Below are 18,028 nucleotides of genomic sequence, written 5' to 3'. Positions count from 1 at the left end.
ACAGTTTTATATTCACGACCACCCTATTGATTGATAGGAAGTTAAATACATTAGAAATATTGAGTATGAGCTTGCAGTAGTCTGAGTTCAATTGTTATAGAAAGGGGAAAACAAGTGAGTATAGCCATTATGATTGGCACACACGGGGCCGCGGCGGAACAGCTGCTTCGTACCACAGAGATGTTGATTGGGGAGCAGGAAAATGTTTCTTATATCGACTTTGTGCCCGGTGAAAATGCTGATACGTTATTCGAGAAATACAACCAAAAGCTGGAATCGCTTGATACAGAACAAGGCGTACTGTTTTTCGTCGATACCTGGGGTGGCAGTCCATTCAATGCCGCAAACCGTATTGTGATTGATAAAGACAACTATGAAATCGTTACTGGTGTCAATGTTCCGATGTTGGTTGAAGCTTTCATGTGTCGTGACGATGATCCAACGATGGAAGAGCTGGTTGCTGTTGCATTGGAAACCGGCAAAGAAGGGATCCGAGCCTTTAAAGCAAAACAAGATGAAGAGCCAGCCAAACCCGAACCCGTAAAACCCGCAGCACCTGTTTCAGCCATTTCAGCTTCATCAACCTCTGCGGGCGGTCATATGAAGATTGCCCTTGCACGTATTGATGATCGCCTTATCCACGGCCAGGTTGCTACCCGTTGGACGAAGGAAACTAACGTCAAACGTATCATTGTCGTCAGTGATGATGTTGCCCAAGATACTGTTCGTTCTACCTTGTTGAAACAAGTCGCACCTCCCGGCGTTAGCGCACATGTCATAGACGTTGCTAAGTGCGTTCGGGTTTACAACAACCCCAAATATGCTAACGAACGCGTCATGTTGCTCTTCACCAATCCAACAGATGTTCTGCGTATTGTCGAAGGTGGCGTCGTTATCGAATCCATAAATATCGGTGGCATGGCTTTCCGCCAAGGAAAAACCCAAATCAACAACGCGATTTCCGTTGATAAGACTGACATTGAAGCTTTTGAAAAATTGAACTCTCGGGGCATAGAACTTGAAGCTCGTAAAGTTGCCAGCGATGCCCGTTTGAACATGATGGATCTACTGAAAAAAGTTTAATAATAAAAACAGATGTCATTTTACCAACCATTACTTAATAACAAAATTCTTACCAAATTACATTTGGTTACAGGAGAAAAACAATGGAAATTACCGTTGTTCAACTTGTGTTGATATTCATCGTTGCCTGTATCGCAGGTATGGAGTCAATTCTTGATGAATTTCAATTCCACCGTCCATTAGTTGCTTGTACATTAGTCGGCTTAGTGCTTGGCGATATGAAAACCGGCATTATCATCGGCGGTACACTGGAAATGATTGCCCTTGGCTGGATGAATATCGGTGCAGCAGTCGCTCCCGATGCAGCATTGGCTTCCATCATTTCAACCATCCTGGTTATCGCCGGTGGACAAGATGTCGGTGCCGGTATCGCACTCGCTATTCCATTGGCAGCAGCAGGCCAGGTTCTGACTATCATCGTCCGTACCTTGACGGTGGGTTTCCAGCACGCAGCCGACAAAGCAGCAGAAAACGGCAATCTTCGTGCAATTAGCGTCATTCACGTTTCAGCTTTGCTGCTCCAGGCGATGCGGATCGCTATCCCTGCCCTGATTGTTGCGGTATCAGTAGGAACTTCCGAAGTTCAGCATATGTTGAATTCCATTCCACAAGTGGTCACCAGCGGCCTGAATATCGCCGGGGGTATGATCGTGGTTGTCGGTTATGCAATGGTGATTAACATGATGCGCGCAGGTTATCTGATGCCGTTCTTCTACCTTGGTTTCGTCACGGCGGCCTTCACTAACTTCAACCTTGTGGCATTAGGTGTGATTGGTATTGTTATGGCAATCCTGTATATCCAGCTTAGTCCAAAATACAATCAATCACAGGCAACCGCCCCTGCTGGCAATACCCCAAACGACCTTGATAACGAATTAGATTAAGAGGATAAACAACATGTCCGAGGCAACAAATATGGGTCAGAAAAAGCTGACACAAAGCGATATTCGTAGTGTATTCCTCCGTTCTAACCTATTTCAAGGGTCGTGGAACTTCGAACGTATGCAGGCACTCGGTTTCTGCTTCTCAATGATACCTGCCATTCGTCGTCTGTACCCAGAGAATACCGAAGAAAGGAAGCAAGCTCTCAAACGACATATGGAATTTTTTAATACCCATCCTTATGTTGCAGCACCTATCCTTGGTGTCACTATGGCAATGGAAGAGCAACGGGCCAATGGGGCTGACATTGATGACGGAGCTATCAACGGTATCAAAGTGGGTTTGATGGGTCCTTTAGCAGGTGTCGGTGATCCTATTTTCTGGGGAACTGTTCGTCCGGTATTCGCTGCTCTGGGTGCAGGTATTGCCATGAGTGGCAGTCTGTTAGGCCCTGTTCTGTTTTTCCTCCTGTTTAATTTAGTGCGATTATTTACCCGTTACTTGGGGGTCGCTTATGGCTACAAAAAAGGGTTGGATATCGTTAAAGATATGGGGGGCGGCTTCTTGCAGAAAATGACAGAAGGCGCGTCAATTCTCGGCTTGTTTGTCATGGGCGCACTCGTCAATAAATGGACCAAAGTAAATATTCCGCTAGTGGTTTCTGAAGTTCCTGATCCAATCACTGGTGAGATGAAAGTGACTACAGTTCAAACCATCCTTGACCAGTTAATGCCTGGCTTAATGCCATTATTATTAACATTTGGCTGTATGTGGCTACTGCGGAAGAAAGTCAATCCGTTATGGATTATCATCGGCTTTTTCGTGCTGGGGATCGTCGGTTTCCGTTTTGGTTTCCTCGGCTAGATCTGATATTCCTGCATGGCATGAATATTCGGGGGAGGTTTACCTCCCCTTTTCTTTGTTAAGACAATAAATAAAATAGGGATTAAAAATGAGTTTGAATGATATTGTTCTAATCGTTTTAATTATATTCATGCTCGCTTTTGCGATTTATGATGAATTTATTATCAATCAGCTCAAAGGAGAAACACTGTTAAATATCAAACTCAAAAGAAAGCAACGAATTGATGCGCTGATATTTATCATTTTGATTGCTATTATTATTTACAATAATGTCACATTACATGGCAGTCAGTTCACAACCTACTTGTTAACATTTATCATCCTGGTAACGTTATATCTGGGTTATATTCGCTCACCAAAACTAATATTCAAAAAACAGGGTTTTTATTATGCCAACCGTTTTTTTCTTATGAAAGCATTAAGGCAATGAACTTATCTGAAGACGGTATTCTCATGATGGATTTAGGGCAAAACAAAATATATCTATCCGTAACAAAGCTGGATGACTTAGAAAAAATTTATCAATTTCTGGTTAACAACAAATGAGTTAACTTGGCGGATTCGACGAAATAAGATTAATCATTCACATTGGTCTTATTTACCTCCCAAAACAAATAATATAACGATAACCATTATCATTCTCATATTTAAAATAGGGCAAAATATTTTTTGCCTTTTATTCTGAATATGATATCGTCCGTCACAGTCATTGGGGAGTAGCCTGTTCCAGAAATCGCTGGAAAATTCGTATCAACATGCTCGTTTAAAATAAAACGTGGTACGAATGCCTAAATAACCTAACAAAAGTCAGGTTATTATGCCTTGTCTATTTCAAGTAACAGTTAACAAAATGGAAACTTGAAAGATACAGGTATAAATCGGTTGGCAAGACCATAGACACATAGCAGCACCATTGGTTGGGGGTGTGTTATGTGTATATGGAGTCACCCAGCCGAGGCTATTTTAATGAATCTCTATGCAACACTTATTCTCGCGCTCGCCCTGTCTATGGATGCTTTTGCCGCTGCTGTAAGCAAAGGAGCCGCTCTTCACCGACCTCATTTTCGCGAAGCTATCCGCACAGGTATCATCTTTGGCCTGGTTGAAGCCTGTACGCCTTTAATTGGTTGGTCATTAGGCTTGTATGCCAGCCAATATATAATGGAATGGGATCATTGGATTGCCTTTTCCCTCCTGCTGATCCTTGGTTGTCGCATGATAATTAACAGCTTCAAGCATGAGTCTGAACTTTCCTGTAAAGCCCCCCCTCAACGCCATAGTTCAGTAGCACTGATTCTCACTGCCATCGCTACCAGTCTGGATGCGATGGCAATTGGTGTCGGCCTTGCCTTCCTGCAAGTTGATATTCTCCATACAGCTATGGCAATTGGTCTTATGACCATGATTATGGCTACATTAGGTATGTTAATTGGTCGTTATATTGGCCCATTATTGGGTAAAAGAGCCGAATTGATTGGGGGGTTGGTCTTAATTGCCATTGGTTTCAATATATTATTCGAACATCTTAATTTATTCTGATATACGAAATAAGGTGATTATTTATACCCAATGAACTTCAAATTGCGTCGTGGCGACAAGGGAACAGTTTAATAAAGTGAAAACCGTCTTCTTATTATCAAGTACGTCGATATACTTTTAACGTAAAATCTGCTTCACAATTAAACTGTTCTCTCGCTATTAAATGCCTTTTAACTTCTTCTGATGCTCGCCAGGCAAAAGGGGTCATTTGTAATAAATGATAAGCTTGTTCACCATCTAATGACATTGCATAAGCCAGTGTTTCAGTTGAAATTAATTCAAATTCTTCCCATTGTTCCTGATTTTCAGGATGTAAATGCACTTCCTGATAAATAAGCGCTTTCAATTGATACAAGTGACGAGGCCCTGGCGTTACCGTCAGAACAATACCATCCGTTTTCACCACCCGAGCCAATTCTGTTACCTTGCAAGGGGCGTAGATCCGCAAAATACCATCCAATGAATGGTCCGCAAGTGGCAGTCGATGGCTAGATGCTACGCAGAAATTAACATCAGGGTAACGCCTGGCACCATAACGAACGGCGATTTTCGCCACATCCAATCCATACACCGCCAGTTTTCGGTGAGGATTCAACTGTTCCTGAACCGCGGCGGTGTAATAACCTTCGCCGCAACCAATATCCAGCAAAGTTTCAGCGCTTTCTGGTAAATATTCCCCAAGTAACTCAACCGTTTTTTGTTGCAGGGCTTGATAATGGCCTGAATGCAAAAACGCCCTTCTCGCCTGCATCATCTCCACACTATCCCCAGGCTCTTTTGAGCGTTTATGCTGAACGGGCAGTAAATTGACGTACCCTTCTTTTGCACAATCAAACTGGTGATTGTTTTCACAACGCCATTGGTGGTTCGCAAACAGTAAAGATGTGTGACATAAAGGACATTGATAAGACATAACATTTCGACGAATAGGAAAAATCAGGGACATACTATACCATATTTTTGTTACCCATTCTTTTTGAAGTTTACGCTTCATATTCACCATCGATCAACGTATGTTTCAGGAAAATATAATTGCGAATTCTAGGATATTTTTCATCAAATTAACTCAACCATCAATCCTGCACCTTCTGGCTAGAAAACTGGGCTTGCAGGAATGGTAGTAATAATAAACCTATCATTACTGCACAGACAGAAATGATAATAAATAACCCTGTCCAATGGTAATGCTTCAAAATAATCGCAGAAGGGTAGCCAGCAAGTGCAGCTCCCGTATAAGCAAAGAGACCGACAAACCCCGTTGCCGCCCCCGCAGCATCTTTATGGGAACATTCCGCAGCAGCCATACCAATCAATAATTGTGGACCAAAAACGAAAAAACCAATCGTGAAAAAACCAATGGATTGAAAAATCAAATCAGTCACCGGCATCAGCCATAAAGCAGCTACCGATAAGAAAATACCCATCGCAAATATCAAATTCATCGGCCCACGATTGCCACCAAACACTCTATCCGATCCCCAGCCCGCCACCAGCGAGCCTATAAAACCACCCACTTCAAACAGTGATAATACTGCGTTCGCACTCACTAAATCGTAATGATGATATTCTGTCAGATAGAGGTTTCCCCAATCGTTAATAACCGTACGGACGAGATAGACCAAAACGTAACTCAGTGAAAGCAACCAGATATATTTATTGCAAAAAACATAGGTTTTCAGTATTTCTCTGGGGGTTAGCCCTTGTCCTTGATTTTCCTGTATCTTTTCTAAATGATCATTACGAAATTGACCAATGGTTGGTAACCCCATTGTTGCAGGCTTATCACGTAACCGCCAACATAAAAATATCCCAGCCAAAATACCTAAACAGCCCGGCACAATAAACCCTTCTCGCCAGCTAAAATGTAATGTTAAGAAACTGACAAACAACGCAACCAAAGCACTGCCTATATGGTGTGATGTATTCCACAGAGACCACCAGAAACCGCGCTCTGAGCGAGAATACCAACTGGTGAGCAATTTGGCACAGGACGGCGAACCCCAACCCTGAAACCAGGCATTTAATATCCACAAAAAGGTAAACATCACAATCGAGCTGGACAGGCCGAAAAAGATATTGATGATCCCTGTAGCAATTAACCCGCCCCCCATGAAATAACGCGGATTAGAGCGATCAGAGATAATACCGGAAAGAAATTTGGAACAACCATAAGTGATATAAAACAGCGTTCCAATAAGACCAATTTCCCCCTTATCAAGGCCGAGATCGGTTATCATGGCAGGCATCGCATAATTGAAACTTTTACGGGTAAAGTAGAATAGCGCATATCCCACATAAAGACTCAGCATGATATGCAACCGCCAGTGGCGATACTGTTGCCGGATTTCTTCACCTGATAACTGTTTGTAATGTACCGAATTGGATTGAGAAGAAGCTGTCATGACCGTATCTTAAAGTTTAGGCAAGATGACAGACAAATCCGTCCCCGAAGGTGTCGAATCACCTTGTCGTTTTTCACTGTGAATTGAAAACGTCCCACCCAGCGCCTGCACACGCTCCCGCATACCACGTAAGCCAAACCCTTTCATATGATCTTCAGATTTACAACCAATACCATTATCCCTGATCAATAAGTGGATCATCCCGTTGATGGAAAAATGTAATTCAATACGATCCGCTTGAGAATATTTCATGGCATTATTCAGCGCTTCCTGACAAAGGCGATATAACGTAATTTGGGCGGTGTCACTGAGTTGCGCAATTGCCATAGCTGAATCCGTTTCCCAATAAACTTCTACCAATATGCCATGGGACTCAAATTCCATATCCCGCAATAATTGCTCAATCGCCTCTTTCAAACCGAGGTCATCAAGAATTTTAGGCCGCAATCGGCTAAGTAACCCTTTAGTTGTATCATAAACGTTGAGGGATAACGATTCGATAGTTTTCGCACAATTAGCGCTAATCGGTGCCACTTCTACCCGTTGAATAATATTGGCCTGCGTACGAATAGCGGTAATATTCTGACCAATTTCATCATGCAGTTCACGTGCAATTTCTCGCCTTACCGACTCTTCTGCTTTCACCAATTGGCGGGACAAGCTGTGATTACAATGAAGTTGACGCTTTAACTGTGCATTAAGGTCACGCTGACGCTGCACTGCCATTCCCAGCATGATCCCCGTTAACGTTTGAGCCAACAGTGATAACAAGAGATCCGTGATCTCGATATGCGAAACACCGTTATTCGAGACACCATTGCGCGCGGCAATCAAGGCAATACTGTTTAGCAAAGTGCCGACCACAGCGCCTTGCCAGCCGTAACGAAAAGCCAGCAAGATAATAGGAATAGCCAGACAAAACGGAGCAAAATAACGCAACTCATTCGGAAGACCGATTTGAAGAAAAATATTCAATACAAACAATAAAGTATAAAGAACAATGTGTTTCAAATGAAACTGAATATGATGTGATACAAGATTAGCAGTCAGGGGAAGCCAAATATTTTGGAACAGGTAGTGCCATACTAAGTAACACAAAGGGACTAACATGACACCACCGGTTAAACTCACCAAAAATGCAATACTCAAAGCAGAATTATGATTACTGATTGCCGCCACATTAATCATGGAAGTTGCCAGAATGATACCAGCCATAACAGCAAATCGCTGCCATTGACTGCCACAATAATAGCGACTGGCAAACCAAACAAGAGGAAAACTGGCCATGCTGGCAGTTAATACCGTCAGCCATTGTAGCTGCCCCATTAGGAGCGTCAAACAGATGGTAAGCCCCCATTCTACGCCGTAAATAGTCGTCCAATAACGTTTGGGAGTATGGAGAGTCATGCCGAGGCGTAAAGCAAAAGGGAAAAACAGGATAGCCAGCTCAGAGTCATTGACAAAATAGTAAGCGATGACCCATAAGCAGAACCACCAACAAGAAAACAGTACCCCCCCGCAAAATGAATTAATCAGATATTGACGCATTAAAGATCACTAGTGGCAAAATAATTCGCCAAACCCACGTTATTCGTTACCCCTAATTTACTCATCGCATTAGCTCGATGGACATGTACGGTTTTATGGCTTAATCCTAACTCAGCCGCGACGGCTTTAACATCCATACCACGAGCCAACATCTCTCCAACTTGTCGTTCTCGTCTGGTCAGGTATTCCAATGAAGACGGATTGCTCTTTGATGACGTTAAATTAAGTACAATATCCGGTGTAAGATAACAACCATTATTGGCTGTAGTCCGCACCGCCTGAATCAGTTCATCCGGGCTGCAACGTTTACTGAGATAACCACACGCACCTGCTTTCAAAGCATTCTCCACCATTGTGGCAGAATCATGAACACTGAGCATAATACAGGCAATGCCTGAGGGAAGGTCTTTCAGTAGTGAAAGTCCGCTTTCGTCTTTCATTGAAATATCAAGAATACAAACTGTTGCCCCCGATCCCGGTAATCCTTGCCTGGCTTCAGCACATGAACTGAACTCTCCCACGATTTCAATATCAGGCTCTAAATTCAGCAACTGAGCGAATCCTGAACGTACAACAACATGATCATCAACTAATGCTACTTTAATCATCATCATTTATTATCAAATTAAGCATCGGACTAAACTACTCCTATTGATATAGCTTCGCAATAGTACGTCATAGATAGAAAATAGGGGATATTAGGGCAGAAATGATGAAAAGATGCTACTGCGGATATACAGCAGCATCAGTAAGTTTTTAATATAGCTTAATGTGCTTTCTTCGCTTTCCGAATCTTTCTCTCTTCCGCAATAGCTACGAAAGCAAGTAAGGTAAGGCATACGAATGCTGAGGTATCCAGAGCAACAAATGTCCCTTTCCAACCCGTTAAACCAAAGACAGGTACACCATCAGCAATCATTCCCAAACCGAGCTTGGCAAAGCTGTCACCGATTAAATAAGCAAATGTTCCTTTAACACCATCAGCCACACTAATCGCTTTTTTCGGTACAAACCCAACAGCAGCTACACCAATCAACAACTGTGGACCAAATACCAGAAAACCAAGCACAAACAAGGAGCCCAAATACATGTATTCACTGGTTGCATGTTGATAGAATTCAAGGCAGACAATAATCAACCCTAACGAAACACAGGCAACCAGGGCACGACGGCCATTCGCCAAATCTGATAAATACCCCCACATTAATGTGCCTACCAGCGCTCCTATTTCGAACATGGTAAAACCCGTGATGGCGGTTTCTTTTGATTGCCCCAATTCCTGATAGGCATACACGGTTGACCATTGGTCAATACCAATACGCACGACGTAAAGGAAGATATTGGCAAAACAGAGTAGCCAAATGACTTTGTTTTTTAATACATATTCAACAAAGATCTCACGTTTGGTCATTTGGTTTTTTTCTGCCGCGATATCTTCTTCGCTGACAGGTTCATCAAATAACTCTTCTACCTTACCCAAACCATAACTTTCTGGAGAATCGCTACCATAACGCAATCCAATGAAACCAATGATCAGGGCGAGAATAGAAGGGAAAATAAACATCCCTATTACATGACCATCAAAGAAATAATTGGCACCAAAGAGGGCAATCCCAGCCGCAGCAGCCCCCCCGACATTATGTGACATATTCCACAAACCCAGATAGGTTCCACGTTTGTTACGGGGAGTCCATTTCGTAATAGTGGAGTAGCTGGCAGGCCCACCGATACTTTGGAAAAAGCCACTCATCGCATAAAATGCCACCATCAGGAAAATGCTGATGCCGGAATTTCCCATACTCATGCTAAACCCTAACATGGCAATGCCAGATAGGATCAGCATAAATGGCAAGAATTGTTTGGTATTTTTACCATCGGCATAATAAGCAACGGCGGTTTTACCAATACCATAAGTAATAGAAAACCCTAACCCTATCAACCCAAGCTGCGTCATCGACAGACCATAAGTCGAAATCATATCGTTTTGGGCTATGTTAAAGTTTTTACGTACCAAATACATCGCCATATAGCCAATAAAAACCACCAAATACGACTGCATAAAAGGTTTGAACCACATTTTACGGCGTACTTCCACTGGAAGATCCAATGTTGGCTTACGAATTTGTTCTAGAATCTTAAGCATTTGAAATCCTTAGATAACAACGAGAAAAAGAGCCTTTTTGAGACAGGTGAAAATAAAAAAGGCAAATCGCAAGAAAGTGGAAATTTTCTCAGATATAGTTTTCCGAGATATAGTTTTCGTAGATATAGTTATTATCTGGTCAGTTTAGAAAACTAGAGGCAGGTTGGCTTGAGCCATGGTCTTAGTTTAACTAAGAATATTTCCTAGTTTTGCCTTGTTCGAGCATAAAGCGTGAAAGAAATCACACTCTTTGCTCAGTGCAGGAGTGAAATAAGTGCATATTTTTTGGAATGATTTTTAACGGATGTATGGTTTAGGCCAGTAAAAACTGCAAAAGATCATCATGTTAGTGGCAAGCCACGAATAAAAAAGCCCTGAAATCAGGGCATTAATTAGAAAATCATGATGATTTCGTGAGACTTGGGGAAGCTTTAAATCATTCCCATTCAATCGTCGCTGGTGGTTTACCGCTAATGTCATAAACTACACGCGAAATACCATCAACTTCATTAATAATTCTGTTCGAGACACGACCCAAGAAGTCATATGGCAGATGCGCCCAATGCGCGGTCATAAAATCAATGGTTTCTACCGCACGCAGGGACACAACCCAGTCGTATTTACGACCGTCACCCATAACACCAACAGAACGAACCGGCAGGAACACGGTAAATGCCTGGCTGACTTTATTGTATAGATCCGCTTTATGCAGCTCTTCAATAAAGATCGCATCCGCGCGACGCAGCAAGTCACAATATTCTTTCTTCACTTCGCCCAATACGCGAACACCAAGGCCCGGTCCTGGGAATGGATGGCGATACAGCATGTCATATGGCAGGCCCAATTCCAGACCGATACGACGTACTTCGTCTTTGAACAACTCTTTCAACGGTTCAACCAGACCCAGTTTCATATCTTCTGGTAAGCCACCGACATTGTGGTGAGATTTAATAACATGGGCGTTGCCAGTTGCAGATGCTGCTGACTCGATAACATCTGGATAAATCGTGCCCTGTGCCAGCCACTTAACCTGGGTTTGTTTCGATGCTTCTTCATCAAACACATCAATAAATACGTGACCGATGGTTTTGCGTTTAGCTTCTGGCTCATCAATGCCTGCCAGTGCAGACAGGAAGCGGTCTTCCGCTTTAACATGCACGATGTTCAGGTCAAATTTACCGGCAAACATCGCCATCACTTGATCCGCTTCGTTCAAACGCAGCAAGCCATTATCGACGAAAACGCAAGTCAAACGCTTACCAATCGCACGGTTTAACAGCAGTGCAGTCACAGAAGAATCCACGCCGCCAGACAGTGCCAGGATAACATGGTCACCCCCAATCTGCGCACGCAAACGTTCTACGATATCGTCGATGATAGATGCAGGAGTCCACAATGCTTCACATTGACAAATATCCTGCACGAAGCGTTTCAGGATATTCAAACCCTGGTGAGTATGAGTCACTTCTGGGTGGAACTGTACGCCGTAAAAACGTTTCGCTTCGTTGGCCATGATGGCAAACGGACAAGTATCCGTACTGGCAATGGTTGTGAAATCAGCAGGGATCGCTGTCACTTTATCACCATGACTCATCCATACATCCAGCAGCGGTTTGCCTGTTTCGCTCAGGGCATCTTGAATATCGCGGAATAGTTCACAATCATTCTTGATTTCAACCTGCGCATAACCAAATTCACGTTCATCAGAGTTGGAAACCTGACCACCCAATTGCGTGGACATGGTTTGCATACCATAACAGATACCCAATACAGGTATACCTGCATTGAAAACATACTCAGGCGCACGTGGGCTATTGTGCTCAGTCGTACTTTCTGGTCCACCAGAAAGGATAATACCATTCGGATTAAATTCACGGATTTGTTTTTCAGTGACATTCCATGTCCAAAGTTCACAATAAACACCAATTTCACGAATGCGGCGAGCAATAAGCTGGGTATATTGCGAGCCAAAATCAAGGATCAGAATGCGATGCTGATGGATATTAGTCGTCATTTGAGGTGAATTCCCAAAACAAGTGGCAATTAAAAAATAAAAAAAGTCAGTGACCCAATGGTGGGCCACTCTCAATAAATTACAGACCTGAACGATAGTTTGGTGATTCTTTGGTGATCGTCACATCATGAACGTGGCTTTCCTGAATACCTGCACCACTGATACGAACGAATTCGGCTTTAGTTCTCAGTTCATCAATGGTTGCACAACCCGTCAGCCCCATACAAGAACGCAAACCGCCCATTTGCTGGTGAACGATGGTTTTCAGCAGGCCCTTGTAAGCCACACGACCTTCAATGCCTTCAGGAACCAGTTTGTCGGCAGCGTTATCAGTCTGAAAGTAACGATCAGAAGAACCTTTGGACATCGCGCCCAAAGAACCCATACCGCGGTAAGATTTGAATGAACGGCCTTGGTAAAGTTCAATTTCACCCGGAGATTCTTCAGTTCCTGCCAACATAGAGCCAACCATGACACAGGATGCACCCGCTGCAATCGCCTTGGCAATATCACCAGAGAAACGGATACCACCGTCGGCAATAACAGGAATGCCAGTATCTTCCAGTGCTTCAACCGCATCTGCAATCGCCGTGATTTGAGGAACACCCACACCGGTTACGATACGGGTTGTACAAATAGAACCCGGACCAATACCCACTTTAACTGCGTTTACACCCGCTTCTACCAGAGCCTTGGCACCTTCCCCCGTCGCTACGTTACCACCAATGATTTGCAAATCAGGATACTTAGCGCGAGTTTCACGAATACGCTGCAACACACCTTCAGAATGACCATGAGAGGAGTCAATAAGCAGGACATCGACCCCCGCAGCAACTAATGCATCAACCCGTTCTTCGTTGCCAGAACCTGCACCCACGGCAGCGCCAACACGCAAACGACCTTGTTCATCTTTACAGGCGTTTGGCTTACGTTCTGCTTTCTGGAAATCTTTCACCGTAATCAAGCCAAGCAGGTGGAAGTTATCATCAACAACCAGTGCTTTTTCAACGCGTTTTTCGTGCATTTTCTGCAAAACAACTTCGCGGGCTTCGCCTTCTTTTACCGTCACCAAACGTTCTTTAGGCGTCATCACCGCGGTCACAGGCTGCTCCAAATCAGTCACAAAGCGCACATCACGACCAGTAATGATACCCACCAGTTCGTTTTGTTCTGTTACCACCGGGTAACCCGCAAAACCATTACGTTTAGCCAGTTCATGGACTTCGCGCAGGGTCGTTTGTGGCGTGACAGTGACAGGATCAGTGACTACGCCGCTTTCATGTTTCTTCACGCGGCTGACTTCTTCAGCCTGGCGTTCGATTGACATATTTTTATGAATGAAGCCGATGCCCCCTTCTTGTGCCAGTGCGATTGCCAGTGAAGATTCCGTCACAGTATCCATAGCGGCAGAAAGCATAGGTATGTTCAGGCGAATAGTGGAAGTTAATTGAGTGGACAAATCTGCTGTGTTAGGCAAGACTGTTGAGTGGGCAGGAACCAACAATACATCGTCAAAAGTTAATGCTTCTTTTTTAATTCGTAACATGGGCAATATCTCACCAGGCTATGGAGCAATAAGAGGGATAAAATATTGCCGCGGCATTATACAGGCCGAAATCGGTTGCCTCCAGCATTTTTTGAAAAAAATTCTTGATTAGTAATATGATGGGATTAATATCAGTCAATTAAGTCATTGTTTTAAAATTTGATCTAGCTCACATGTCACTACCAATCAATACCGGAATTTTTTCCGTTAGCCGTTTAAACCAAACTGTCCGTCAGTTACTTGAGCTGGAAATGGGCAGAATTTGGTTATCCGCCGAAATATCCAATTTTTCTCAGCCATCGTCAGGGCATTGGTACTTCACGTTAAAAGATGAACGGGCACAAATTCGGGCTGCCATGTTTCGCAGTCACAATTTGAGGGCAACGTTTCGTCCACAAAATGGTCAGCAAGTATTGGTTCGGGCACAAATCACCTTGTATGAACCCAGGGGTGACTATCAACTGATTGTAGAAAGTATCCAGCCTGCCGGAGAGGGTTTGCTTCAACAACAGTTTGAAATGTTAAAACAAAAGCTTTCCACCGAAGGCTTGTTCGATCAAATTCATAAAAAATCACTGCCCTCTCCTGCCAAACGACTCGGTGTCATCACTTCCACCAGTGGCGCAGCACTGCATGATATTCTCCATATCCTGAAACGCCGTGATCCTTCCTTGCCAATTGTCATTTACCCTACCGCTGTTCAGGGAGCCGAAGCGCCATTACAGATTATTCGAGCAATCGAACTGGCAAATGTGCGACAAGAGTGTGATGTTTTGATTGTCGGTCGTGGCGGAGGATCGCTGGAAGATTTATGGTGCTTCAATGATGAACAAGTAGCACGGGCAATATTTCAAAGCCATATTCCCATTGTCAGCGCAGTCGGCCATGAAACCGATGTCACCATTGCTGATTTTGTCGCTGACTTACGTGCACCAACGCCTTCCGCGGCAGCAGAATTGGTTAGCCGCAATCAGATAGAGTTATTACGACAAATACAATCCCTGCAACAACGTCTGGAAATGGCAATGGATTATTTCTTTGCCCAAAAACAGCAGAAATTGGATATATTACAGCACCGCCTCCAGCAACAGCGTCCTGATCTGCAATTAGCCCGCCAGCAGAATCATTTGGCTGAGTTACGACAAAAGTTGATTGATAGTTTTTTACGTTGCCTAAAACAGCGATCAGTTTCATATGAGAAGCTGAATCAGCGATTGCTGCAAATCCATCCTGAGCGGGAGATTCAGCGTTATAACCAATCTATCCAGCAGCTTGATTTTCGTTTGAGACAGGCCATTGAACGGCAATTAGGGCGTTATCGGGAAAAATTTGCCGTTTCTTGTTCACGTATGGAAGCAGTCAGTCCGCTGGCAACATTGAGCCGCGGTTACAGTATTAGCGAAGTATCTGATGGAAAATTATTAAAGCAAGTCAAACAAGTAAAAGCAGGCGATATGCTGAAAACGCGGTTGCAAGATGGCTGGGTTGAGAGTCAGGCAACGCAGGTTACAAAAGTCAATAAGAGAAAGAAATTAAAATAGATTTAATAAAATAGCGGTGGATCTTCACCGCTATCGTTATATGGCTATTTAGGCTCTGTTCTTTATTAAAAAATTAAAAACGAATTTCTGCGCCCATGACGTAAGTTCGGCCACGGGAAGTTTGAGTTTTCGCATCTTGTTCTCCTAAAAACGCCGATGAATTCATACGGTTCAATGCATCAGAATAATTTCGATTAGTTAAATTTTGAACGGAAAATTTAACTAAAATATTTTTATTAATTTGATAATCGGTATATAAATCAATAATAGTCGGTATTTTATCATCATTTTTCATGTGTGCTAGCATAACACCGTCCTCATTCAATTCCATTGAAGATTCCTGACGATAAGATTTCCCTGTATATTTTGCAATAGCGCCAATACGCATTTTTTCATCAAACAAACGCACTCCCATATCCAGAGTAGCATAGCGCTCCGGCAATTGAGATGCAGGACTTGAACCAAAAATGACTGATGAAATTGAAGTTGGCTGCTCAGTTTTTTGCTGACTATATGCTAATGAGCTGTAAAATATGCCAGCATCATAATTCATCGAAAGCTCATAACCACGCATAGTTACTGGAGTCAGGCTATTACTATGAATATAAAAATTAAAGTTAGGGTTGATACCAGCCCAATCTTCATTTGTCAACGTCCCATCATTTTTACAAACTCTACCTCCCGCACAAAGTAAATAAGATTCATTGAGGATGTAATCTTTGATTTTAGTATGAAACATTGTAGCCTTGAGGCGGAATGAATCCCCTTCCACAATTAAATTCGGACGATAGCTATTAAATCCAATTTGATAAGTATCCGCTTTTTCTCCTTTCAGGAATGGATTAATAGAACCACCGCTTTCATTAGTATAAAAAATTTCCTGAATATTCGGTGCTCGCATTGAGTGAATATAGCTTACAAATGGCTCAAATTCAGGAATAATTTCTGCCGATAATAAAATACTTGGATTAAATCCACGCTCTTTTAGATTTAACAGTGCCTTCCCTTGTGGGAAACAATTTACACGTTGGTCGCAGGCTGGTTTGAATCCTTTAATACTATAATCCAAATAATTTAACCCCAGATTAGCGGTATAAATGCCACGTTCAATTTTTAATCTACTGTAAATACTGGTAATATCTTGTTTACCACTTGGAGCAAAGGTATTGTATTCTTGTATCTCTCCATCTGTTTTTTCATCCTCCGAACTTGTATCTATTTTTTTGCGATATTCAGTTTTCATCCATTTGCTGCCCAGAGTGAGTGCAAAATCAATATCACCATAATTGAATCGGCTGGTATTGCTGATATTGATAGAATCGGATTGACTTTTTGCTTCACTCTTATCCAATACCCCCACGGAATGATTTTGAAAATTTTGTTGTCCATTGCTGGTACTCAGCATAACTTTAGTATCAACCAACTCAGTAAATGGCGTATAGTGATATTTCAAATAATAATCATTATTATCAACATGACGTTTGTTAAATTTATTATGGTAAAGACGACTGCTTAATTCCAGATCATGAAAATCATTCGGTTTAATATTGAGTTTCATCAATTGAGAATTTGGTTTTTGTTTAAATGTTTTTTTGGTACCAAACTCTTCACTACTGATACCCTCCGCATTTCTATAATGCGCTTCAATATTGTGCCCACTAACAGCGAATAGTGCGCCCAAAGAACCTTCTGAGCTAAATGCTTGTGTTTTTCCTGCAACAGCCACCATACCACTTCGGCCGATACCATTATTACCATATGACCATTTAGTACGAACACCCAGATTATTACCTTCGAATATGACATCATCAACACCAATGGTACGGAAATTAGCACTTCCAACTAAGGCATTAATCGAGTCAGCGTCATCAGCTTGCCCTCGGGCAACGTCAACCCGAACAATAAAATTGGGATCAATCAAAGCACCAAACTGATTATAAGGCTGGCCTCCATGCGCAAATTCACTCGGCGCCGTACCGTAGAAGGTTTGGCTGACACCATCCACCATCATATTAACGCGGCCAAAGCCACTTAAACCACGAATGTTAACACTTACAACCCCTTGCCCTTGACTTGCATCCATTTGGGTATAAGTGCCTGGCAAGCTACGCAATATGCTATCTACGGATTCTAATTTATGATCTTCCCCTACCGAACTATAAGCCCCTGGTTTTTCCATGGCCTCAATCTGAGGAGAATTATGATTATCCTGAGAGCCTGAAACTTTCAGGCTGCTGAATCGTATGACTTTCTCTTTTTTTTCGTCATTGCCATTTTCAGCATAAGCGATGCCCTGAAGCCCAATCAGCATTGCGCTGGCTCCAGCTATTTTTGCCACAGTTTTCATTAATATATTATCCTAAATTGAAGAATATTTATTACCGCTCACATTGCTTCACAAATTTATGTAATAAAACACCCAAGACACTGATAAAATTATCAGTACCCTGAGTGATAATTAGTTAT

13 protein-coding genes, 1 pseudogene and 1 riboswitch are annotated in these 18,028 nt (G+C 42.7%); of the genes and pseudogenes, 6 read left to right on the top strand and 8 right to left on the bottom strand.

The annotated features are described in order from the left end of the window. Nucleotides 1-114 precede the first annotated feature (114 nt). From manX to mntP, 5 genes and pseudogenes are all read left to right on the top strand, one after another. Entirely contained in the window at nucleotides 115-1,083 is a 969-nt protein-coding gene (manX, locus tag ACSJJG_RS07870; protein ID WP_481089035.1) for a PTS mannose transporter subunit IIAB, read from the top strand. An 83-nt stretch (nucleotides 1,084-1,166) separates the two neighbouring features. Then, a complete protein-coding gene (locus tag ACSJJG_RS07865) occupies nucleotides 1,167-1,967 on the top strand; it encodes a PTS mannose/fructose/sorbose transporter subunit IIC (RefSeq protein ID WP_481089034.1) in 801 nt (266 codons plus the stop codon). 13 nt (nucleotides 1,968-1,980) lie between these two features. Next, a complete protein-coding gene (locus ACSJJG_RS07860) occupies nucleotides 1,981-2,829 on the top strand; it encodes a PTS mannose transporter subunit IID (protein ID WP_481089033.1) in 849 nt (282 codons plus the stop codon). A gap of 88 nt (nucleotides 2,830-2,917) precedes the next feature. Continuing rightward, a pseudogene (locus ACSJJG_RS07855) lies at nucleotides 2,918-3,375 on the top strand (DUF986 family protein). A 151-nt stretch (nucleotides 3,376-3,526) separates the two neighbouring features. Continuing rightward, a riboswitch (yybP-ykoY riboswitch) is annotated at nucleotides 3,527-3,643 on the top strand. A 152-nt stretch (nucleotides 3,644-3,795) separates the two neighbouring features. Continuing rightward, nucleotides 3,796-4,368 (top strand): manganese efflux pump MntP, encoded by a 573-nt coding sequence (mntP, locus tag ACSJJG_RS07850; protein WP_481090405.1) that lies wholly within the window; start codon nucleotides 3,796-3,798, stop codon nucleotides 4,366-4,368. 97 nt (nucleotides 4,369-4,465) lie between these two features. On the opposite strand, the gene rlmA is transcribed toward mntP, so the two are convergent. The 7 genes from rlmA to guaB form a co-directional block, all read right to left on the bottom strand. Then, nucleotides 4,466-5,281, bottom strand: coding sequence for a 23S rRNA (guanine(745)-N(1))-methyltransferase (gene rlmA / locus ACSJJG_RS07845; RefSeq protein ID WP_481090404.1), 816 nt, complete (start codon nucleotides 5,279-5,281; stop codon nucleotides 4,466-4,468). 160 nt (nucleotides 5,282-5,441) lie between these two features. Beyond that, the gene (uhpC, locus tag ACSJJG_RS07840) at nucleotides 5,442-6,770 is read right to left on the bottom strand and encodes an MFS transporter family glucose-6-phosphate receptor UhpC (protein WP_481089032.1); all 1,329 of its coding nucleotides are present in this window, start codon (nucleotides 6,768-6,770) and stop codon (nucleotides 5,442-5,444) included. Between the two features lie 9 nt (nucleotides 6,771-6,779). Further along, on the bottom strand, nucleotides 6,780-8,318 hold the full coding sequence (uhpB, locus tag ACSJJG_RS07835; RefSeq protein ID WP_481089031.1) for a signal transduction histidine-protein kinase/phosphatase UhpB: 1,539 nt from the start codon (nucleotides 8,316-8,318) through the stop codon (nucleotides 6,780-6,782). Then, nucleotides 8,318-8,926: a response regulator transcription factor UhpA gene (uhpA, locus tag ACSJJG_RS07830; protein WP_481090403.1), complete on the bottom strand. Its 609-nt coding sequence runs from the start codon at nucleotides 8,924-8,926 to the stop codon at nucleotides 8,318-8,320. Before uhpA ends, uhpB begins: the two co-directional genes overlap by 1 nt. 158 nt (nucleotides 8,927-9,084) lie before the next feature. Continuing rightward, the gene (gene uhpT, locus ACSJJG_RS07825) at nucleotides 9,085-10,461 is read right to left on the bottom strand and encodes a hexose-6-phosphate:phosphate antiporter (RefSeq protein WP_481089030.1); all 1,377 of its coding nucleotides are present in this window, start codon (nucleotides 10,459-10,461) and stop codon (nucleotides 9,085-9,087) included. A 436-nt stretch (nucleotides 10,462-10,897) separates the two neighbouring features. Then, a complete protein-coding gene (gene guaA / locus ACSJJG_RS07820; protein WP_481089029.1) occupies nucleotides 10,898-12,475 on the bottom strand; it encodes a glutamine-hydrolyzing GMP synthase in 1,578 nt (525 codons plus the stop codon). A gap of 79 nt (nucleotides 12,476-12,554) precedes the next feature. Beyond that, entirely contained in the window at nucleotides 12,555-14,021 is a 1,467-nt protein-coding gene (guaB, locus tag ACSJJG_RS07815; protein ID WP_481089028.1) for an IMP dehydrogenase, read from the bottom strand. A 173-nt stretch (nucleotides 14,022-14,194) separates the two neighbouring features. Here guaB and xseA point away from each other — a divergent pair, with 173 nt between their 5' ends. Further along, entirely contained in the window at nucleotides 14,195-15,562 is a 1,368-nt protein-coding gene (gene xseA / locus ACSJJG_RS07810) for an exodeoxyribonuclease VII large subunit (protein WP_481089027.1), read from the top strand. 73 nt (nucleotides 15,563-15,635) lie between these two features. Here the strand turns inward: xseA and ACSJJG_RS07805 are convergent, their stop codons facing one another. Next, entirely contained in the window at nucleotides 15,636-17,909 is a 2,274-nt protein-coding gene (locus tag ACSJJG_RS07805) for a TonB-dependent receptor domain-containing protein (RefSeq protein WP_481089026.1), read from the bottom strand. Between the last annotated feature and the right edge of the window lie 119 nt (nucleotides 17,910-18,028).

The sequence above is a fragment of the Xenorhabdus sp. SGI 60 genome (assembly GCF_056632175.1).
Note: the sequence above shows the minus strand (reverse complement) of the source record. Positions and strands in the feature narration are given on the sequence as shown.

Bases quoted from the DNA above. Each gene is read 5' to 3' on its own strand.
- ACSJJG_RS07865 (WP_481089034.1), top strand. From the start codon at position 1,167: ATGGAAATTACCGTTGTTCAACTTGTGTTGATATTCATCGTTGCCTGT.
- ACSJJG_RS07860 (WP_481089033.1), top strand. From the start codon at position 1,981: ATGTCCGAGGCAACAAATATGGGTCAGAAAAAGCTGACACAAAGCGAT.
- mntP (WP_481090405.1), top strand. From the start codon at position 3,796: ATGAATCTCTATGCAACACTTATTCTCGCGCTCGCCCTGTCTATGGAT.
- rlmA (WP_481090404.1), bottom strand. From the start codon at position 5,281: ATGTCTTATCAATGTCCTTTATGTCACACATCTTTACTGTTTGCGAAC.
- uhpC (WP_481089032.1), bottom strand. From the start codon at position 6,770: ATGACAGCTTCTTCTCAATCCAATTCGGTACATTACAAACAGTTATCA.
- uhpB (WP_481089031.1), bottom strand. From the start codon at position 8,318: ATGCGTCAATATCTGATTAATTCATTTTGCGGGGGGGTACTGTTTTCT.
- uhpA (WP_481090403.1), bottom strand. From the start codon at position 8,926: ATGATTAAAGTAGCATTAGTTGATGATCATGTTGTTGTACGTTCAGGA.
- uhpT (WP_481089030.1), bottom strand. From the start codon at position 10,461: ATGCTTAAGATTCTAGAACAAATTCGTAAGCCAACATTGGATCTTCCA.
- guaA (WP_481089029.1), bottom strand. From the start codon at position 12,475: ATGACGACTAATATCCATCAGCATCGCATTCTGATCCTTGATTTTGGC.
- guaB (WP_481089028.1), bottom strand. From the start codon at position 14,021: ATGTTACGAATTAAAAAAGAAGCATTAACTTTTGACGATGTATTGTTG.
- xseA (WP_481089027.1), top strand. From the start codon at position 14,195: ATGTCACTACCAATCAATACCGGAATTTTTTCCGTTAGCCGTTTAAAC.
- ACSJJG_RS07805 (WP_481089026.1), bottom strand. From the start codon at position 17,909: ATGAAAACTGTGGCAAAAATAGCTGGAGCCAGCGCAATGCTGATTGGG.